The organism is Paraburkholderia dinghuensis (genome assembly GCF_003837865.1).
Taxonomy (GTDB): Bacteria; Pseudomonadota; Gammaproteobacteria; order Burkholderiales; family Burkholderiaceae; genus Paraburkholderia; species Paraburkholderia dinghuensis.
The window spans coordinates 111,130-127,958 of the sequence record NZ_RQIS01000005.1 but is presented as its reverse complement, the minus strand read 5'-3'; the positions used below and the strand labels follow the sequence as shown (position 1 = coordinate 127,958).

Here is a 16,829-nt window from a genome sequence, read left to right as displayed (position 1 = left end):
GATTGTCTTGACCGGTCACTCGATCTGCTTCTGCCAGGCCGCAAAGATACCACCGCAGACGGCCACGCCGATAAGGAAATAAAAGCCGTCGAGCGAACTCAGGAAGCTCGCTTGCTGCGTGACCATGCGGCTTATCTCGGCGATCGCAAGGCCGTGCGCTTCGTCTGGCGCGCGACCGAGGCTTTCGAAGCCGTGCGTGAGCGTCGCGAGGGTGTTCTGGAAGATCGGGTTGAGCGGATTCACATATTCCGCAAGTCGCGACTGGTGCAGCGCGAGCCGGTGTTGCTCGATGATGATGACAGTGGCCGTAGCGAACGAGATCGTCAACTGCCGGACGATGTTCTTGAGCCGGTAGCCGTGGCTGAATTCCTCGATCTCGAAGATGCTGAACGTGAGGTTGGCGACCGGCAGCACGATAAAGAGGAGGAGCAGGCCGCGCAGCAGCAGCGGAGCGATGAGCCAGGCTTGGCTGACGTTGGGCGGCATCCGTGTCATCCAGAAGGCGACGAAGGCCGCGAGCGCGAATCCGGGCACGATGATCCACTTCTTGCGCGGCAACAGCTTCGCATAGCGGAAGTACAGGAAGAGCGCCGATGCCGAGATGAGCGACGTGATACCCGTGAGCCGTCCGGCGTTTTCGATCGGATAGTTGAGGCCACCTTCGAGGAAGCGCGAGATCAGATAGCTGAACGCGGTGCTCTGGAAGTAATAGATCATGTAGAGCAGCAGGCCGACCTGAAAGGTCTTTTCGCGCAGCGCGTGCAGTCGCACGAGCGGTTTCGGATGATGCCACTGATGCCAGACGAACCACGCGAGCGAGCCGATGCCGGCGATGGTGAGCAAGATCAGCCCGGGTGATTTGCTGAATAGCTCGAAGCGCACCTGCTGCATGGCGATCTGCAGTGCGCCCTGCGCGAACGCGAAGATGATATAGGGCCAGAAGTGCGCTTCGCCTCGTTCCTCGGGTTGCACGTGACCGGAGTCGGGCAGGGCGAAAAGCGCAAGCACACCGTACAGGACACCCGCGGGCGCGGTGCAGGCGAAGAGGGCGCGCCAGTCGAAATGTGCGACGACGAGGCCGCCAACGAGTGGCGCCAGCGCGCTGGACAACACGATCAGCGTCAGGAACGCACGTGTCGCCACGGGGCGCTGCTGCGGGGTGAAACTGTTCTGGATGAGGATGCGGCACGTGCCCATCATCGGGCCGATGAAGTAGCCCTGAAAGCCTCGCGCGAAGGCGAGCTGGATCGACGATTCGCTGAGTGCTGCAAAGACGGAGCCCGCCGCGTAAAGAAGCAGACAGCCGCACACATAACGCCGGTACCCGACACGCTCGACCCACCATTGCTGCTGCAGGATGCCGAGCACAGCGGCGACGGCGTACGTGCTGGACGCCCAGACGAGTTCGTCGGGCGACGCGTTGATGCCGCCCGCGATATAGCTCGCGAAAAAGGAAAAGATTGCGTTGTCGAAGTAATCGAGGCCGGTGGCGAACGCCATCACCCACGGATAGAAGTCGCCACGCAGACGCTCCACGCTGAAGATCGGCTGACGGGGCGGGGCGGAATTCATTCGGACGTGTCCCCGTCGCCGCCAGCGGTCCGGCTTTGTCCGCTGCTGGATTTGCGACGCTTCTTCGCGACGAGGCGTTCGTCGATCAGCGTTTCGGACGGCACACCCGCGAGGCGCTTTTTCAGGTAGTCGAGGTCGTCCGCGAGTTCGGTGCGCACTGTCTGCGCTTCCTTCAGTTCGCGTCGCACGGCCGCGATGCGCGCATCGAGTGTATCGATCTGCTGCGCCAAAGCGTCCGCGATATGCCGCAGCGAATCCTGCGAGTAACGTCTGCGTCCGTCGCCGGCGGGTTCGAGCGGGCGCTTGAGCATCTCGGCGATGCCGTGAAGGGAAAAGCCCAGCGCGCGAAGTCGAAGGATGCGCGCGAACTGTTCGAGGTCGCGTTCGTCATAGAGGCGGTAGCGGCCTTCGCTACGCGTTGGCGTGACGAGCCCGCGCTCCTCGTAATACTTGAGCGTGCGTGGCGTGACGTTCAACCGGAGCGCGGCATCGCGCACGTTGAGCGGCGCCTGGGTATTCTTTGACATTGGCTGCGTGCCGGGGACGGCGGCAGTAGCAAGAGCTTCGAATTATAGGTCAACGTGAACGTTCACGTGCAGGTTGAGGGCGATGCATCCATACGCGAATAAAGCGAGCGGCCCGCGAGAGTATTAGCGGCCGGAAATAAAAACGCCCGCATGGAGCGGGCGTTTTGCGCGATGCCGGGGCGATCAGCCGCCGCGGCGCATCATCTCGAAGAACTCGGAGTTGCTCTTCGTCTGGCGAATCTTGTCGAGCAGGAATTCCATGGCCTCGACTTCGTCCATGTCGTGGATGAACTTGCGCAGCACCCAGATCTTCTGGAGGATGTCCGGCTTGATGAGCAGTTCCTCGCGGCGCGTTCCCGACTTGTTGAGATTGATCGACGGATAAACGCGCTTTTCCGCGAGGCGGCGCTCGAGGTGCACTTCCATGTTGCCGGTGCCCTTGAACTCTTCGTAAATCACGTCGTCCATGCGGCTGCCGGTTTCGATGAGCGCCGTGCCGATGATCGTGAGCGAGCCGCCTTCCTCGATGTTGCGTGCAGCGCCAAAGAAGCGCTTCGGACGCTGCAGCGCGTTAGCGTCGACACCACCCGTCAACACCTTGCCCGAAGCCGGCACGACCGTGTTGTACGCACGCGCGAGACGCGTGATCGAGTCGAGCAGGATCACGACATCATGCTTCATTTCGACGAGGCGCTTGGCCTTTTCGATCACCATTTCGGCGACTTGCACGTGACGCGCAGCCGGTTCGTCGAAGGTCGAGGCGATCACTTCGCCTGCCACCGAACGCTGCATTTCGGTCACTTCTTCCGGGCGCTCGTCGATGAGCAGCACGAACAGGATCACGTCCGGGTGGTTCTGCTTGATCGCGTGTGCGATGTGCTGAAGCATCACGGTCTTGCCCGACTTCGGCGAGGCGACCAGCAGGCCGCGCTGACCCTTGCCGATGGGCGCAATCATGTCGATGATGCGGCCCGTCACGTTCTCCTCGCCGCGCATCTCGCGCTCGAGCAGCAGCACCTTGTTCGGGTGCAGCGGCGTGAGGTTCTCGAACATGATCTTGTGCTTCGAGGCCTCGGGCGGCTGGCCGTTGACCTTGTCCACCTTTACGAGCGCGAAGTAGCGTTCGCCGTCCTTCGGCGTGCGGACTTCGCCTTCGATCGTGTCGCCGGTGTGCAGATTGAAGCGGCGGATCTGCGACGGGCTGATATAGATGTCGTCGGTGCTCGCGAGATACGAGGTTTCGGGCGAGCGCAAAAAGCCGAAACCGTCCGGGAGCACTTCGAGCGTGCCGTCACCGAAGATCGTTTCGCCCGTTTTGGCGCGCTTTTTAAGAATCGCGAACATCAGTTCCTGCTTGCGCAGGCGGTTCGCATTTTCGATCTCGAGGCCATTGGCCATCTCGATCAATTCGGAGACATGCAGAGACTTAAGCTCGGAAAGATGCATACGGAGAACCCGTCGGGGAGAACTGCGACGAAATGAAGTCTGGGGGAAAGAATTGAGCGGAATCGCTCTAGGACTTGCTTGGGACTTTTGCTTGCTACTTTATTTGGCGCCGGTTAGACGCTTTATGAATTCTAGCATAGCACACGCCGCTGGCCGCCTGTGTGGCGAGTTGGCATGTTTTTTACGGTGCGTGTTGTCGGTGGACAACACGCACCGTTACTCGCCCGCGGGCCACACGTGAGTTCAATGCGTTCAATGAGAAGCAAACAATGAACAGACAAGGAACTGGGAAGTGCGGCGCGGCGGGCAATGGGACTTACAGGTGGCTGTCCAGGAACGCGGTGAGTTGCGACTTGGAGAGTGCGCCGACCTTCTGTGCAGCGACGGCGCCGTTCTTGAAGAGGATCAGCGTCGGGATGCCGCGCACGCCGAATTTCACCGGCGTCGACTGGTGTTCGTCCACATTGATCTTCGCGATCTGCAGGCGGTCGCCGTAATCCTTCGCGACTTCATCGAGAATCGGCGCGATCATTTTGCATGGACCACACCATTCGGCCCAGAAGTCCAGCAGAACCGGTTTGTCGGATTTCACGACGTCCTGTTCGAACGATGCGTCGCTGATGTGCTTGATTTGTTCGCTCATTTTATGAATACCTCTTTCGATTCGAGGCTGACTAAATTGCTCGCCACGATACACCAAAACGGAAAACTGATCCGGGGTCGACCGAAGGCCGACAAGAAAGCCTGCAAGCGGCCGGACCGATCCGCGCAAGCTCCGTGCGGAGCAGTTGTGCACGGTGGACCCCATTGCTGACGCCAGTGTAGCCTAAATCCCTATGCGTTGCCGATGGTGATAGTACGCATATCGCCATCAGGGTTTCAGCTTCTCAAGCGACACTACGCGCGCATTTTCCGAGCGGCGTCTTCGCTATTCCGGCGGCACCTGAATTGCGTCGAGAGAGATGCCCCCGACCGAATGCATGGCCACACGCACACAATATGGAGGCAGCATGCGCGGTTGCAAGAGCGCGCGGCGCTGAGGCTTTTCGCGTGGGGCAGTCGCATTGCAGCGCAACCAATGCTAGAATGCGCCGTGACGGGCCTCCTCGCATGGAGGGGCGGTCAACCTGGTCAGGTCGGGAACGAAGCAGCCACAGCCGTTTTCCGCCAGTGCCGAGGGTCAGGCTCGTCACCTTCTACTTTCTTCCAGTTGTTCCCGGCAGTATTCCCCCCGGATTTCCCCCCGCCCAGACTCGCAGGCCGTATTGGTCGCGTGCTCGCCGGTGTTTGTCGCGTGCTCGCTCCGCCCACCGGTTCCGATCGTCACTGTATTTGCCGTCGCGGCATGGTTCATATGCGCCGCGCCTGCAGGGCGTGCATGTACAAAGCGCGAGCGCCGCGGCGCATCCGTTCGGGACCCGCCGAATCCTCGGTGGGCGCAGGCGATGCTGATACAATTTCCTGATGACCTACCAAGTTCTCGCACGCAAGTGGCGACCGAAGGACTTCGCTTCGCTCGTCGGACAGGAGCACGTGGTGCGCGCGCTCACGCATGCACTCGACGGCGGCCGTCTGCATCACGCGTACCTCTTCACGGGCACGCGCGGCGTGGGCAAGACGACGCTGTCGCGGATCTTCGCCAAGGCGCTCAACTGCGAGACGGGCGTGACGTCGAAACCGTGCGGCGTCTGTCGCGCGTGCCGGGAGATCGATGAAGGCCGCTTCGTCGATTATGTCGAAATGGATGCGGCGAGTAATCGCGGCGTCGATGAAATGGCCGCGCTGCTCGAGCGCGCCGTCTATGCGCCGGTGGATGCGCGCTTCAAGGTCTACATGATCGACGAAGTGCACATGCTCACGAACCACGCCTTCAATGCGATGCTGAAGACGCTGGAAGAGCCGCCGCCGCACGTCAAGTTCATCCTCGCGACCACCGACCCGCAGAAAATCCCGGTCACGGTCCTGTCGCGCTGCCTGCAGTTCAATCTGAAGCAGATGCCGGCGGCGAATATCGTCGAGCACCTGACGCACATTCTCGGCGAGGAGAAGGTCGAGTTCGAATCGCAGGCGCTGCGCTTGCTCGCACGCGCGGCTGACGGCTCGATGCGCGATGCGCTCTCGCTGACAGACCAGGCGATCGCCTACTCGGCAAACCAGGTGACCGAGGAGGCCGTGCGCGGCATGCTCGGCGCGCTAGATCAGAGCTATCTGATCCGCCTGATCGACGCGCTCGTTGCGAGCGACGGTGCGGCCGTGCTCTCGATCGCCGACGAAATGGCGTTGCGCAGCCTGTCGTTTTCGACAGCATTGCAGGATCTCGCGGGGCTCTTCCACCGGATCGCGTGGGCGCAGTTCGCGCCGGCGTCGGTGCTTGACGAGTGGCCCGAAGCGGCCGATCTGCGTCGCTTCGCGGCTGTTCTCTCTCCCGAACAGGTTCAACTCTTCTATCAGATCGCGACGCTTGGCCGCAATGAGCTGGGCCTCGCTCCCGACGAATACGCCGGCTTCACGATGACCTTGCTGCGGATGCTTGCGTTCGAGCCGGCGACTGGCGCGGGCGGTGTCGGCAATGCACCGGCTTCGAAGCCGGCTGTGGCGGGTCCCGGGGCAAGTGCGGTCACGCCTGCGATGGCGCCTTCCGCCGCGAGTGTCCCCGCTGCCAGCGCTCAACCGGTCGCTGCGCCGGAGGCCATTGCGGCGGTCACCCGTCCGGCAGCGGCGCTCACCGGATCGAGTGCGGTGGAAGTGGCGAAGTCCACCGCCGTACTGGACGTTGGCGCTGAAGCGATGCCTGCGGCTGTTGCGACCACCCCGGCCGCGTCCGCTGCGGTTCGCGTCGTGCCGCCGTGGGAATCGACGGACGAGACACAAGGCGATGCGTCAGACGCCGCGCCCGATATCACGACCGTAGCGCCCGTGGCGGCAGCAACGCCCGTTCCCGTCGAACCGGAGCAGCAATCCCAGTCCGATGCAACCGCAGAACCCGCTGCGGCGTCTGGTGCGCGCGGTGGGGCAAGTGCGGCGCTCGACGTGCTGCGCAGCAAGGGCATGCGCGTTTCCAACGACCGCGGCGCCCGCCCGGCGGCCACTGGATCGGCAGCGACACCCGCTACCGGATCGAAATCCGCGGCGCCGCGCACCGAGGTCAAAGTGCCGACGCCCGATCCGGCCCGTCGCGCTGCGGCTGCGCAAGATATGCAGGCTCGCCAGCTGGCCCGTAATGCGCCCGCGCAGGACGCCTCGTCGGCGTCGCCGTGGGACGACATCTCGCCCGACGACTACGTGCCGCTCGGTGCCGACGACGCCTATTTTGCGACGCCCGACGACAGCTTCGTTCCGGCCTATGACAGTGAACCCGCCGCGCCGCGCGCAGCTTCACCCGCTGCGTCGCCCGCTGTGGCGGTCGTTGATGTGAGCAAGTTGCCACCGGGAATTCCGCTCGACGCGATCGGTTTCCCGGGCGACTGGCCCACGCTCGCCGCGACGCTGCCGCTCAAGGGCATTTCGTACCAGCTCGCGTTCAACAGCGAACTGACTGCGCTCGACGGTGCGCTGCTCAAGCTGAGCGTGCCGGTGCCGCAATACGCCGAGGCCTCGCAGGTCGTCAAACTGAAGGCGGCGCTCGCCGAACGGCTCGGCAAAACCGTCGATGTCGCCGTGGAAGTGGGCCCCGCACGCCGGACGGCTGCCGCGCTCGACGCCGCCGCGCGCGCTCAGGCACAACGCGAAGCAGAACGCGAGATCGGCGCGGACCCATTCGTCCAGCAACTGATTCGCGATTTCGGCGCGAGCATCGTGCCGGGTTCGATCCGGCCGCTCGCGCCGGATGCTGCGGCGGGCCACAGTCCGACCGTCCATTGATTTTCGGCGCGCGGCCTCGCAATCATGCCGCGCGCTTTTCCAGGATCCAGATAGAGACGATTCAGAAGGAGTCACGATCATGATGAAAGGCCAACTCGCCGGGTTGATGAAGCAGGCCCAGCAGATGCAGGAAAACATGAAGAAGATGCAGGAGCAGCTTGCCCAGATCGAGGTTGAGGGTCAGGCGGGCGCCGGTCTCGTCAAGGTGACGATGACGTGCCGCAATGACGTGCGCCGCGTGTCGATCGATCCGAGCTTGCTCGCTGACGACAAGGACATGCTCGAAGACCTCGTTGCCGCAGCGTTCAACGATGCGGTGCGCAAGGCCGAAGCCACATCGCAGGAAAAGATGGGCGGCATGACCGCTGGTCTGCCGCTGCCGCCGGGCTTCAAGCTGCCGTTCTGATACGGTGTCTGCGGGCCGCGCGCTTATGCGCCGCGGCCCGTTTTTCACAGGGCCGCTGTGCTTGAGTGCACGCCGCCCGCATGGTTCGCGGCCGCCGTAAAAAACGGCCGCAAGACTCATCGATCCGCCACGCTGAACCCGCATGAAACAACCTTCCGCCCTGGCTGCGCTTGTCGAGGCGCTGCGTGTGTTGCCCGGCGTCGGGCCAAAGTCGGCGCAGCGCATGGCCTATCACCTGATGCAGCACGACCGCGATGGCGCCGAAAAGCTCGGCCGCGCGTTGATGTATGCGACCGGACACCTGAAGCACTGCGAGAAGTGCAACACCTTCACAGAAGCTCAGGTCTGCGAAACATGTCTCGACGAGGAACGTGATCCCACGCTGCTGTGCGTCGTCGAAACGCCCGCCGACCAGATCATGCTCGAACAGACCATGACCTGGCGCGGCCTGTATTTCGTGCTGATGGGGCATCTGAGTCCGCTCGACGGCATCGGCCCCAAAGAAATTCATTTTGACCGCCTCGTGAAGCGCGCCTCGGACGGTGTCGTCAAGGAAGTCGTGCTGGCGACCAACTTCACGAACGAAGGCGAAGCCACCGCGCATTATCTCGGCCAGGCGCTGAAGGCGCGCGGCCTGACCGTCACGCGGCTTGCGCGCGGCGTGCCGGTGGGCGGCGAACTCGAATACGTCGATGCGGGCACGATCGCCCGCGCGATGATCGACCGCCGCTCGATGTAACCCGTCGTTGACGCGCCGGGCGTGGTGTCGCGCGTCGCGCACCGAAGAACAGCTTCGCACTGGATGTCGGCAACCGCTAAAGCACCAACTGACATCGACAGCTTTGCATGGGATGCACAGTAAGTGCTAAAGCACTAACTGCCATCGACAAAAGGACACTCATGAGCACAGCCACTTCTCCCGAATCCGCAGCCAGCGAGCGTCCGGCAGGCCCGCTCGCCGGCGTAAAGGTGCTCGAACTCGGCACGCTGATTGCGGGCCCGTTCGCGGCGCGGTTTCTCGGCGAATTCGGAGCCGAGGTCATCAAGATCGAAGACCCGAAGGGCGGCGATCCGCTGCGCAAGTGGCGCAAGCTCTATCCGGAAGCCGGCGGAACTTCGCTCTGGTGGGCCGTGCAGGCGCGCAACAAGAAGTCGGTGACCGTGAACCTCAAGGCCGAGGAGGGCAAGGAGATCGTCCGTCGCTTGGCGAAGGAAGCCGACATCGTCATCGAGAACTTCCGGCCCGGACTGCTGGAGAAACTCGGTCTGGGCTACGACGTGCTCTCGAAGGAGAATCCCGGCCTCGTGATGGTGCGGCTTTCAGGCTATGGCCAGAGCGGTCCGTATCGCGATCGTCCGGGCTTCGGTGCGATCGCCGAGTCGATGGGCGGTCTGCGTCACATCACCGGTTATCCGGATCTGCCGCCGCCGCGCATCGGCATTTCCATCGGCGATTCGATCGCTGCGTTGCACGGTGTGATCGGTGCGCTCATGGCACTGCATCACCGCAATACGAACGGCGGCAGCGGCCAGATCGTCGACGTTGCGCTCTATGAGGCTGTGTTCAACATGATGGAAAGCGTCGTGCCCGAGTACGGCGTCTATGGTCTCGTGCGCGAGCGCACAGGCGCGTCGCTGCCCGGCATTGTTCCGTCGAATACCTACCCGTGCAAGGACGGCAGCATCGTGATCGGGGGCAACAGCGATCCCATCTTCAAGCGTCTCATGACGGCCATCGACCGTGAAGACCTCGCCAACGATCCGGACCTCGCGCACAACGACGGCCGCGTGCCGCGCACGCAGGAGATCGACGGGGCGATCGCCGCATGGCTGGCTACGCGCACGATCGACGAAGCACTCGACGTGCTCAATGCCGCCGACGTGCCGGTGGGCCGCATCTTCAGCGTCGCTGACATGTTCACCGATCCGCAGTTCATGGCGCGCCAGATGATCCAGCAGTTCCGCTGGCAAGGTAAGGTTGACGTCGCGTTGCCGTCGGTCACGCCGAAGCTCTCCGCCTCGCCTGGCGACACGCGCTGGCTCGGCCCCGAGCTCGGTGAACACACCAATGAAGTCCTTCTGGCGCTGGGTTATGATGCGGAGCAAATAGAGCGGTTGCGCGCACAACAGATCGTCTAGAAAGCACGAACGAGGCGCGGCCGGGAAGAAAGACAAGCACAACGACCGCAGGAGACTCGCACATGCAACGAAGAACCTTCCTCGCCGGGACGGCCGCGCTCGCGGGCGCCACGCTCGCGGGTCCGTCGCTCGCTTTTGCACAGCCGGGCCAACTGGAAACGAGAAAAGTTTCGATCGCCGTCGGCGGCAAGAATCTGTTCTATTACCTGCCGCTGACCATCGCCGAGCGCCGCAACTTCTTCAAGGACGAGGGCCTCGAAGTTGAGATCTCCGACTTTGCAGGCGGCTCGCAGGCGCTGAAGGCCGCTGTGGGCGGTAGCGCCGATGTCGTTTCGGGTGCGTTCGAGCACATCATCCTGCTGCAGGCCCAGCACCAGATGTTCCGCGAATTTGTGCTGCAGGGCCGCGCACCGCAGATCGTGCTTGCCGTCTCGAAGAAGACGATGCCCGGCTACAAGTCGATCGCCGACCTGAAGGGCAAGAAGATCGGAGTCACGGCGCCGGGTTCGTCGACGTCGATCATGGCGAGCTTCGTGCTCGCGAAAGCCGGCCTCACGGCGAACGATGTGTCGTTCATCGGCGTCGGCGCGGGTGCCGGTGCGGTTGCAGCACTACAGTCGGGCCAGATCGATGCGCTCGCCAATCTCGATCCGGTGATGACGAAGCTCGATCGCGCGGGCGAAATTCGCGTCGTTTCCGATACGCGCACGCTCGCCGATACGCACTCGGTGTTCGGCGGCGACATGCCGGCGGGCTGTCTCTACGCGTCGCAGGCGTTCATCGCGAAGAATCCGAACACCACGCAGGCGCTCACCAACGCGATGGTCCGCGCTCTGAAGTGGCTGCAGGCGGCGACCGGCGCACAGCTCATCGAAACGGTGCCCGAGAGCTATCTGCTCGGCGATCGCGCGCTCTATCTGGCGGCGTGGGACCACGTGAAGGAGGCGCTTTCGCCGGACGGCCTGATGCCGGCCGGCGGTCCCGGCACGTCGCTCAAGACGCTGCAGGCGTTCGATGCGAACGTGAAGGGCAAGCCCATCGACCTCTCGAAGACGTGGACCAACGACTTCGTGACGAAGGCGCTCGCGACCGTCAAGAGCTGACCTTACGCGATCGTGTTGTCACGATTGCGAGGGCGCCGCGCGCCGCGGCGTTTCCACTCCCCGTATCCGTGTAGCTCCTGAATGACGATGACCGTACCCGCACTCGCGCTCGAGAATATTACTTGCACCTTCGCGTCGCGCGACGACCGCTCGCAGCGCTACACCGCCGTCGCGAATGCGACGCTGCGCATTGCGCCGGGTGAATTCGTCTCGGTTGTCGGGCCGACCGGCTGCGGCAAGTCCACGTTGCTCAACGTCGGCGCGGGGCTGCTTGAACCGGGCGACGGCACGGTTAGCGTGTTCGGCGAGCCGCTTTCGGGCCTCAACCGTCGCGCGGGATACATGTTCCAGGCCGATGCGTTGATGCCGTGGCGCAGCGCACTCGACAACGTGATGGCGGGTCTCACGTTTCGCGGCGTCGCGGCCAGCGAGGCTCGCGGGGAGGCCGAGGAATGGCTCAAGCGCGTGGGGCTCGGCGGCTTTGGCGACCGGTTTCCGCATCAACTTTCCGGTGGCATGCGCAAGCGCGTCGCGATGGCCCAGACGCTGATTCTCGATCCTGACATCATTCTCATGGACGAGCCGTTCTCTGCGCTCGACATCCAGACACGGCAGCTCATGGAGAACGAGCTGCTCGACCTCTGGGCCGCGCGCCGCAAGGCCGTACTGTTCATCACGCACGATCTCGATGAAGCGATTGCGATGTCGGATCGCGTCATCGTGCTATCGGCGGGGCCGGGCACGCATCCGATCGGCGAGTTCGCGATCGATCTGCCGCGTCCGCGCGACGTCGCGGAAGTGCGCTCGCATCCGCGATTCGTCGAGCTGCACGCGCAGATCTGGGGTGTGTTGCGCGAAGAGGTACTCAAGGGCTACCAGCAGCAGCTCGCCGCCGGTTGACGCGCGCCGCGCCCGAACAAGAAAAGCAGGAGAGACAACATCATGTGGAAACGGCTGCGCCCGAACCGGGGCAACCTCATCGTGTGGCAGTGGCTGCTGCTCGTCGCGTGCTTCGCGCTCTGGTACGTGCTGACGAGTCCGTCGATCCTGCCGCCGTTCTACTTCGATGACCCCGACAAGGCCGCGTTCCTTTTCGGCGAGCCGCAGAAGGTGCTCGTGCGCATCTGGGAGTGGTTCACGGGCGGCGAGATCTGGCTGCATCTGTGGGTCACGCTGGTCGAGACGGTGCTCGCGTTCGTGATCGGCACCGTGAGTGGACTCGGCGTGGGCCTGTGGCTCGCGCTCGCACCCATGGCAAGCGCGCTTTCCGATCCCTACATCAAGGCTGCGAACTCGATGCCGCGTGTGATCCTCGCGCCGATTTTCGGCGTGTGGTTCGGGCTCGGTATCTGGTCGAAGGTGGCGCTGGGCGTCACGCTCGTGTTCTTCATCGTGTTCTTCAACGTCTATCAGGGCGTGAAGGAAGTGAGCCCGGTCGTGCTCGCGAACGCGCGCATGCTCGGTGCGAACCGCAAGCAACTGCTGCGCCACGTCTATCTGCCGAGTGCGACGAGCTGGGTATTTTCGAGTCTGCACACCTCGGTAGGGCTTGCATTCGTGGGTTCGGTGGTGGGCGAGTACCTCGGTTCTGCGAGCGGCGTTGGCTACCTGATCCTGCAAGCCGAAGGCACGTTCGACATCAACACCGTGTTCGCAGGCATTCTCGTGTTGACGGCGTTCGCGCTGCTTCTCGATGCGCTCGTCGGGTTCGCAGAGAAGCGTCTGATGAAGTGGCAGCCGAGGGCGGCAGACATTGAGAAGCTCTAACGAGCGGCGGTGCCTGCCACGGTCGGCAAAAAAATACGGCGCGCCATGGCGCGCCGTATCCGTTCTGGCCGCAGAGCGCCGGCTCAGGGTTCGATCACGATCTTGCCCACTACGCGACGTGACGCCATGTCCTTCAGCGCCTGAGCCGTGTCGGCGAGCTTGTAGCGCTTCGAGACATACGGCTTGAGCTTGCCTTCTCCGATCCAGCCGACCATCTGCGCGAACGCCGCCGCGTTGTTCTGCGGCTCGCGGCGCGCGAAATCCCCCCAGAACACGCCGACGATGCTCGCCCCCTTGAGCAGCGTGAGGTTGAGTGGCAGCTTCGGTATCTCGCCGTTGGCGAAACCCACGACGAGGTAGCGCCCCCTCCAGCCGATGCTGCGGAAAGCCGGTTCCGCGTAGATGCCGCCGACCGGATCGTAGATCACGTCGGGGCCGTTGCCGTCGGTGAGCGCCTTGATGCGCTCGCGCAGATCTTCGGTGCTGTAGTTGATGGTGGCGTCTGCGCCGAAGCGCCGGCAGACCCCCAGCTTTTCTTCGCTCGATGCCGCAGCGATCACGCGCGCGCCGAGCGCCTTGCCGATTTCGACCGCGGCGAGGCCCACGCCACCTGCGGCGCCGAGCACGAGCATCGTCTCGCCAGGGCGCAGCGCCGCGCGATCGACCACAGCGTGATGCGACGTGCCATAGGCGAGCGTGAACGCGGCGGCTGTCGCGAAATCGGCGCCATCGGGCAGCGCCACGCACGCGGAGGCCTCGGCGATGACTTGCTCGGCGAACCCTCCGGCAGCCACATAGGCGGCCACACGTGTGCCCGGCGCGAGCTTCACACCGGCGCCTGCCGCGCGCACGACGCCAGCGACCTCGGCGCCCGGCGTAAAGGGCAGCGGCGGCTTCATCTGATACTTGTTTTCGATGATGAGCACGTCGGGGAAATTGACGGCCGCGGCCTTTACGTCGATCACGACCTGACCCGCGTCAGGCGTAAGGTCGGGCAGTTCCTCGAGCGTGAGCGAATCGGGCGGACCGTACTGGTTGCAGCGGATGGCGCGCATCGTGTCTCCTGTGTTCTGTCGCGTCGTTCATGAAGCCGGGATCAGCGGACAGTGTACGGCACCGGACCGCGGCGCGAACGACCGTTCCATTCAGTGCGGGCTCTAAAAGTCGGGAAGAAGGGCGCCCGGAATGGAGCGCGGCGTGGCACCCCGGTGTGCGCGCGGCGCTTGGTGGGGGCTTCCCGGACTGTCGTTCGCCTGCCTTCTTTCCTCGGTTACAATCGTCCGATGCGAATACTACTCAGCAATGACGACGGCTATCTCGCCCCCGGTCTCGCTGCGCTTTATGAAGCGCTCAAGCCGCTCGGCGAAGTCACGGTGATGGCGCCGGAGCAGAACTGCAGCGGCGCATCGAACTCGCTCACGCTGTGGCGGCCGTTATCGGTGCTGCGCTCGGCGACGACCGGCTTCTACTACGTGAACGGCACACCCACCGATTCGGTGCACATCGCGCTCACAGGCATGTTCGAGCACAAGCCCGATCTCGTGGTCTCCGGCATCAACAACGGCCAGAACATGGGCGAGGACACGCTTTACTCGGGCACGGTGGCCGCGGCTACCGAGGGCATCATGTTCGGTGTGCCGGCCATCGCGTTCTCGCTCGTCGACAAGGACTGGGCGCATCTCGATTCCGCCGCGCGCGTCGCGGCCGAAATCGTGTCGCATTACCTCGCGAATCCGCTGCCTGGGCACCCGCTCCTGAACGTCAACATTCCGAACTTGCCCTACGACGAAGTCGGCGAGTGGCGCGTTACGCGCCTCGGCAAGCGTCATCCGTCGCAGCCGGTGATCCGGCAGACCAACCCGCGCGGCGAGCCGATCTACTGGATCGGCCCGTCGGGCAGTGCGCGCGACGCGAGCGAGGGCACGGATTTCCACGCGGTGTCGCACGGCAACGTGTCGATAACGCCGCTGCAACTCGATCTGACCCACACGCAGATGTTGCCTGAGACGCACGCATGGGTGCGTCGGGGCGGCAGCGCTTCATGACTGGCGAGCGCACGAAGCGTTTTCCGCTCGGGCTCGCGGACCTCGTGCGCGAGCCGCGCCGTCGCGATGGTCTCGACTCGCGTCACGGCGAAGCACGCGGCCCGCTCGGCGGCGCGGGCAAGACTGGCGTGGCGAAGGACGTGGCAAATCCATCGGTGCCGCGCGCAGGTGGCGGGATCGGTGCCAGCACACCCGGTCGTACGCAGGGCGCTGCCCACAAGAGCCCGGTGAGCGGCGCGTCGACTGCGCCCGCGCGTCCGAACGATGTGCGCCGCGGCAATGCCGCGCCACATGCAGCGCAACCCGCTACGCATCTTTTGCAGGCGAGCGCGAACCGTTCTGCTGCGGCACGCTCCAATACCCCACAGCGCACGAGTGGTACGCCCACATCCGGTGCGCCGGGCGTGCCGCTCAACAGCGCACTTGCGTTGACTTCGGAACGCGTTCGCGAGCGGATGGTCGAACGCCTGCGTGCGAATGGCATTGCCGATGCGCGCGTGCTTCAGGCACTCGCTGGCGTGCCGCGCCACATGTTCGTCGATCCGGGTCTCGCGACTCAGGCCTACGAAGATGCGGCGCTGCCGATCGGTCATCAGCAGACGATCTCGAAGCCTTCGGTCGTGGCTCGCATGCTCGAACTCGCCGGCACCGGTCGTACGCTCGACCGCGTACTCGAGATCGGCACCGGCTGCGGGTATCAGGCGGCCGTGCTGAGCCAGATCGCGCGCGACGTTTATTCGATCGAACGCATCAAGCCGTTGTACGAGCGTGCGAAGAGGAATCTTCGCCCGCTGCGCATCCCGAACATCCGTCTGCACTACGGTGACGGACGGCTCGGATTGCCGTCGGCGGCGCCGTTCGACGCGATCGTGATCGCGGCCGCGGGCTTCGATGTGCCGCAGGCGCTGCTCGAACAACTCGCCATTGGCGGGAGGCTCGTGGCGCCCGTCGCGTCGCCCGCCAGCGCAGGCGGCGAGGCGACCCAGGTGCTCACGCTTGTCGAGCGCACGGGCCCCGCGCAATGGCGTGAGTCGCGGCTCGATCGCGTTTTCTTTGTCCCCTTAAAATCTGGAGTGATCTGAAACCGATGAATAGCGTCGTGATGCCAGGAAACCGCCTGAATGTCGATTTGACCTTAGTCCAGCGCAGCCTCTCGGTCATCGCGCTCTGTCTGCTGACGGCCTGCGCATCGCGGTTCGATCTGGCACCCGTGGAAGACCGCACCGCGCCGGCAGGCACAGCCGCCGCGCAGCCTGCTGTGCCGCTCGGGCCGCCGCCTCCGGGGTACTATCGGGTAAAGCCGGGTGACACGCTCTATCGAATTGCGCTAGAAAACGGGCAGAACTACCGCGACATCGCGACGTGGAATAATCTCGCGAACCCGAATCAGATCGAAGTGGACCAGTTGCTGCGCGTTGCGCCACCGGGAGCAAACGTTGCCGCGGCGACGCCGGGTGTGGTCACCGCGGCGGTGCCGGCCGGCAACGTGCAGAGCATCGCGCCGGGCTCAGCGACTCCGCCGGTCGCAGGTCCGGGCGCGAACACCGCGATGGTGCAACCGCAGGCCAGTGCGGTCGACGCAACAGCGGCGTCGAGCAGTATCGCATTGGGCTGGCCGGTGCGTGGTCCGATGCTCAACCGGTTCGACGACGGGCAGAACAAAGGCATCAATATCGGCGGCGCAACCGGCGATTCCATCAAGGCTGCTGCCGATGGACGCGTGGTTTACGCCGGAAATGGGCTGCGCGGATACGGCAATCTCATTATCATCAAGCATGACGCGACGTTTTTGACAGCGTATGCACACAACAGCGCTTTGATGGTAAAAGAAGGGGATGCGGTCACCAAAGGTCAGAAAATCGCCGAAATGGGTAATAGCGATTCGGACCGCGTGATGCTGCATTTCGAAGTCCGCCGTCAGGGCAAGCCCGTCGACCCACTGAAGTACTTGCCGCCGCAATGA

15 protein-coding genes and 1 other RNA gene are annotated in these 16,829 nt (G+C 63.9%); 11 read left to right on the top strand and 5 right to left on the bottom strand.

Annotation, left to right across the window (positions count from 1 at the left end; translation table 11 throughout):
- Positions 1–15: 15 nt before the first annotated feature.
- From D1Y85_RS08520 to trxA, 4 genes are all read right to left on the bottom strand, one after another.
- Complete coding sequence (locus D1Y85_RS08520) at positions 16–1,572, bottom strand: MFS transporter (protein WP_124150614.1); 1,557 nt, start codon at positions 1,570–1,572, stop codon at positions 16–18.
- Positions 1,569–2,099, bottom strand: a complete 531-nt coding sequence (locus tag D1Y85_RS08515) for a MerR family transcriptional regulator (protein ID WP_124150613.1) — start codon at positions 2,097–2,099, stop codon at positions 1,569–1,571. The genes D1Y85_RS08520 and D1Y85_RS08515 overlap by 4 nt, the downstream gene beginning before the upstream one ends.
- 183 nt (positions 2,100–2,282) lie before the next feature.
- Positions 2,283–3,545 carry a transcription termination factor Rho gene (rho, locus tag D1Y85_RS08510; RefSeq protein WP_124150612.1) on the bottom strand — a complete coding sequence of 421 codons (1,263 nt, stop codon included), beginning with the start codon at positions 3,543–3,545 and terminating at the stop codon, positions 2,283–2,285.
- Positions 3,546–3,861: 316 nt separating this feature from the next.
- Positions 3,862–4,188, bottom strand: coding sequence for a thioredoxin TrxA (gene trxA, locus D1Y85_RS08505; RefSeq protein ID WP_027797264.1), 327 nt, complete (start codon positions 4,186–4,188; stop codon positions 3,862–3,864).
- Positions 4,189–4,640: 452 nt separating this feature from the next.
- Here trxA and ffs point away from each other — a divergent pair.
- The 8 genes from ffs to D1Y85_RS08465 all read left to right on the top strand — a co-directional run bounded on the left by ffs (position 4,641) and on the right by D1Y85_RS08465 (position 12,821).
- Positions 4,641–4,739: signal recognition particle sRNA small type (gene ffs / locus D1Y85_RS08500), an RNA gene on the top strand.
- Between the two features lie 270 nt (positions 4,740–5,009).
- Complete coding sequence (locus D1Y85_RS08495) at positions 5,010–7,406, top strand: DNA polymerase III subunit gamma/tau (RefSeq protein WP_124150611.1); 2,397 nt, start codon at positions 5,010–5,012, stop codon at positions 7,404–7,406.
- Between the two features lie 79 nt (positions 7,407–7,485).
- On the top strand, positions 7,486–7,812 hold the full coding sequence (locus D1Y85_RS08490; protein ID WP_028224769.1) for a YbaB/EbfC family nucleoid-associated protein: 327 nt from the start codon (positions 7,486–7,488) through the stop codon (positions 7,810–7,812).
- A gap of 142 nt (positions 7,813–7,954) precedes the next feature.
- Complete coding sequence (recR, locus tag D1Y85_RS08485) at positions 7,955–8,551, top strand: recombination mediator RecR (RefSeq protein WP_124150610.1); 597 nt, start codon at positions 7,955–7,957, stop codon at positions 8,549–8,551.
- Between the two features lie 161 nt (positions 8,552–8,712).
- Positions 8,713–9,951 (top strand): CaiB/BaiF CoA transferase family protein, encoded by a 1,239-nt coding sequence (locus D1Y85_RS08480; protein WP_124150609.1) that lies wholly within the window; start codon positions 8,713–8,715, stop codon positions 9,949–9,951.
- A gap of 62 nt (positions 9,952–10,013) precedes the next feature.
- Complete coding sequence (locus tag D1Y85_RS08475; protein ID WP_124150608.1) at positions 10,014–11,054, top strand: ABC transporter substrate-binding protein; 1,041 nt, start codon at positions 10,014–10,016, stop codon at positions 11,052–11,054.
- A gap of 87 nt (positions 11,055–11,141) precedes the next feature.
- Entirely contained in the window at positions 11,142–11,954 is an 813-nt protein-coding gene (locus tag D1Y85_RS08470) for an ABC transporter ATP-binding protein (RefSeq protein ID WP_124150786.1), read from the top strand.
- Positions 11,955–11,996: 42 nt separating this feature from the next.
- Positions 11,997–12,821, top strand: coding sequence for an ABC transporter permease (locus tag D1Y85_RS08465; RefSeq protein ID WP_124150607.1), 825 nt, complete (start codon positions 11,997–11,999; stop codon positions 12,819–12,821).
- 83 nt (positions 12,822–12,904) lie between these two features.
- Here D1Y85_RS08465 and D1Y85_RS08460 read toward each other — a convergent pair whose 3' ends face one another.
- Positions 12,905–13,876 carry an NADPH:quinone oxidoreductase family protein gene (locus tag D1Y85_RS08460; protein ID WP_124150606.1) on the bottom strand — a complete coding sequence of 324 codons (972 nt, stop codon included), beginning with the start codon at positions 13,874–13,876 and terminating at the stop codon, positions 12,905–12,907.
- A gap of 228 nt (positions 13,877–14,104) precedes the next feature.
- Between D1Y85_RS08460 and surE the strand changes: the two genes are divergently transcribed.
- Genes surE through D1Y85_RS08445 form a run of 3 tightly spaced genes read left to right on the top strand, consistent with a single transcriptional unit; the run spans position 14,105 to position 16,829 of the window.
- Positions 14,105–14,866 (top strand): 5'/3'-nucleotidase SurE, encoded by a 762-nt coding sequence (gene surE, locus D1Y85_RS08455; RefSeq protein WP_124150605.1) that lies wholly within the window; start codon positions 14,105–14,107, stop codon positions 14,864–14,866.
- The gene (locus tag D1Y85_RS08450; RefSeq protein WP_124150604.1) at positions 14,863–15,948 is read left to right on the top strand and encodes a protein-L-isoaspartate(D-aspartate) O-methyltransferase; all 1,086 of its coding nucleotides are present in this window, start codon (positions 14,863–14,865) and stop codon (positions 15,946–15,948) included. The genes surE and D1Y85_RS08450 overlap by 4 nt, the downstream gene beginning before the upstream one ends.
- Positions 15,949–15,953: 5 nt before the next feature.
- On the top strand, positions 15,954–16,829 hold the full coding sequence (locus D1Y85_RS08445) for a peptidoglycan DD-metalloendopeptidase family protein (protein WP_185218933.1): 876 nt from the start codon (positions 15,954–15,956) through the stop codon (positions 16,827–16,829).

Bases quoted from the DNA above. Each gene is read 5' to 3' on its own strand.
- D1Y85_RS08520 (WP_124150614.1), bottom strand. From the start codon at position 1,572: ATGAATTCCGCCCCGCCCCGTCAGCCGATCTTCAGCGTGGAGCGTCTG.
- D1Y85_RS08515 (WP_124150613.1), bottom strand. From the start codon at position 2,099: ATGTCAAAGAATACCCAGGCGCCGCTCAACGTGCGCGATGCCGCGCTC.
- rho (WP_124150612.1), bottom strand. From the start codon at position 3,545: ATGCATCTTTCCGAGCTTAAGTCTCTGCATGTCTCCGAATTGATCGAG.
- trxA (WP_027797264.1), bottom strand. From the start codon at position 4,188: ATGAGCGAACAAATCAAGCACATCAGCGACGCATCGTTCGAACAGGAC.
- D1Y85_RS08495 (WP_124150611.1), top strand. From the start codon at position 5,010: ATGACCTACCAAGTTCTCGCACGCAAGTGGCGACCGAAGGACTTCGCT.
- D1Y85_RS08490 (WP_028224769.1), top strand. From the start codon at position 7,486: ATGATGAAAGGCCAACTCGCCGGGTTGATGAAGCAGGCCCAGCAGATG.
- recR (WP_124150610.1), top strand. From the start codon at position 7,955: ATGAAACAACCTTCCGCCCTGGCTGCGCTTGTCGAGGCGCTGCGTGTG.
- D1Y85_RS08480 (WP_124150609.1), top strand. From the start codon at position 8,713: ATGAGCACAGCCACTTCTCCCGAATCCGCAGCCAGCGAGCGTCCGGCA.
- D1Y85_RS08475 (WP_124150608.1), top strand. From the start codon at position 10,014: ATGCAACGAAGAACCTTCCTCGCCGGGACGGCCGCGCTCGCGGGCGCC.
- D1Y85_RS08470 (WP_124150786.1), top strand. From the start codon at position 11,142: ATGACCGTACCCGCACTCGCGCTCGAGAATATTACTTGCACCTTCGCG.
- D1Y85_RS08465 (WP_124150607.1), top strand. From the start codon at position 11,997: ATGTGGAAACGGCTGCGCCCGAACCGGGGCAACCTCATCGTGTGGCAG.
- D1Y85_RS08460 (WP_124150606.1), bottom strand. From the start codon at position 13,876: ATGCGCGCCATCCGCTGCAACCAGTACGGTCCGCCCGATTCGCTCACG.
- surE (WP_124150605.1), top strand. From the start codon at position 14,105: ATGCGAATACTACTCAGCAATGACGACGGCTATCTCGCCCCCGGTCTC.
- D1Y85_RS08450 (WP_124150604.1), top strand. From the start codon at position 14,863: ATGACTGGCGAGCGCACGAAGCGTTTTCCGCTCGGGCTCGCGGACCTC.
- D1Y85_RS08445 (WP_185218933.1), top strand. From the start codon at position 15,954: ATGAATAGCGTCGTGATGCCAGGAAACCGCCTGAATGTCGATTTGACC.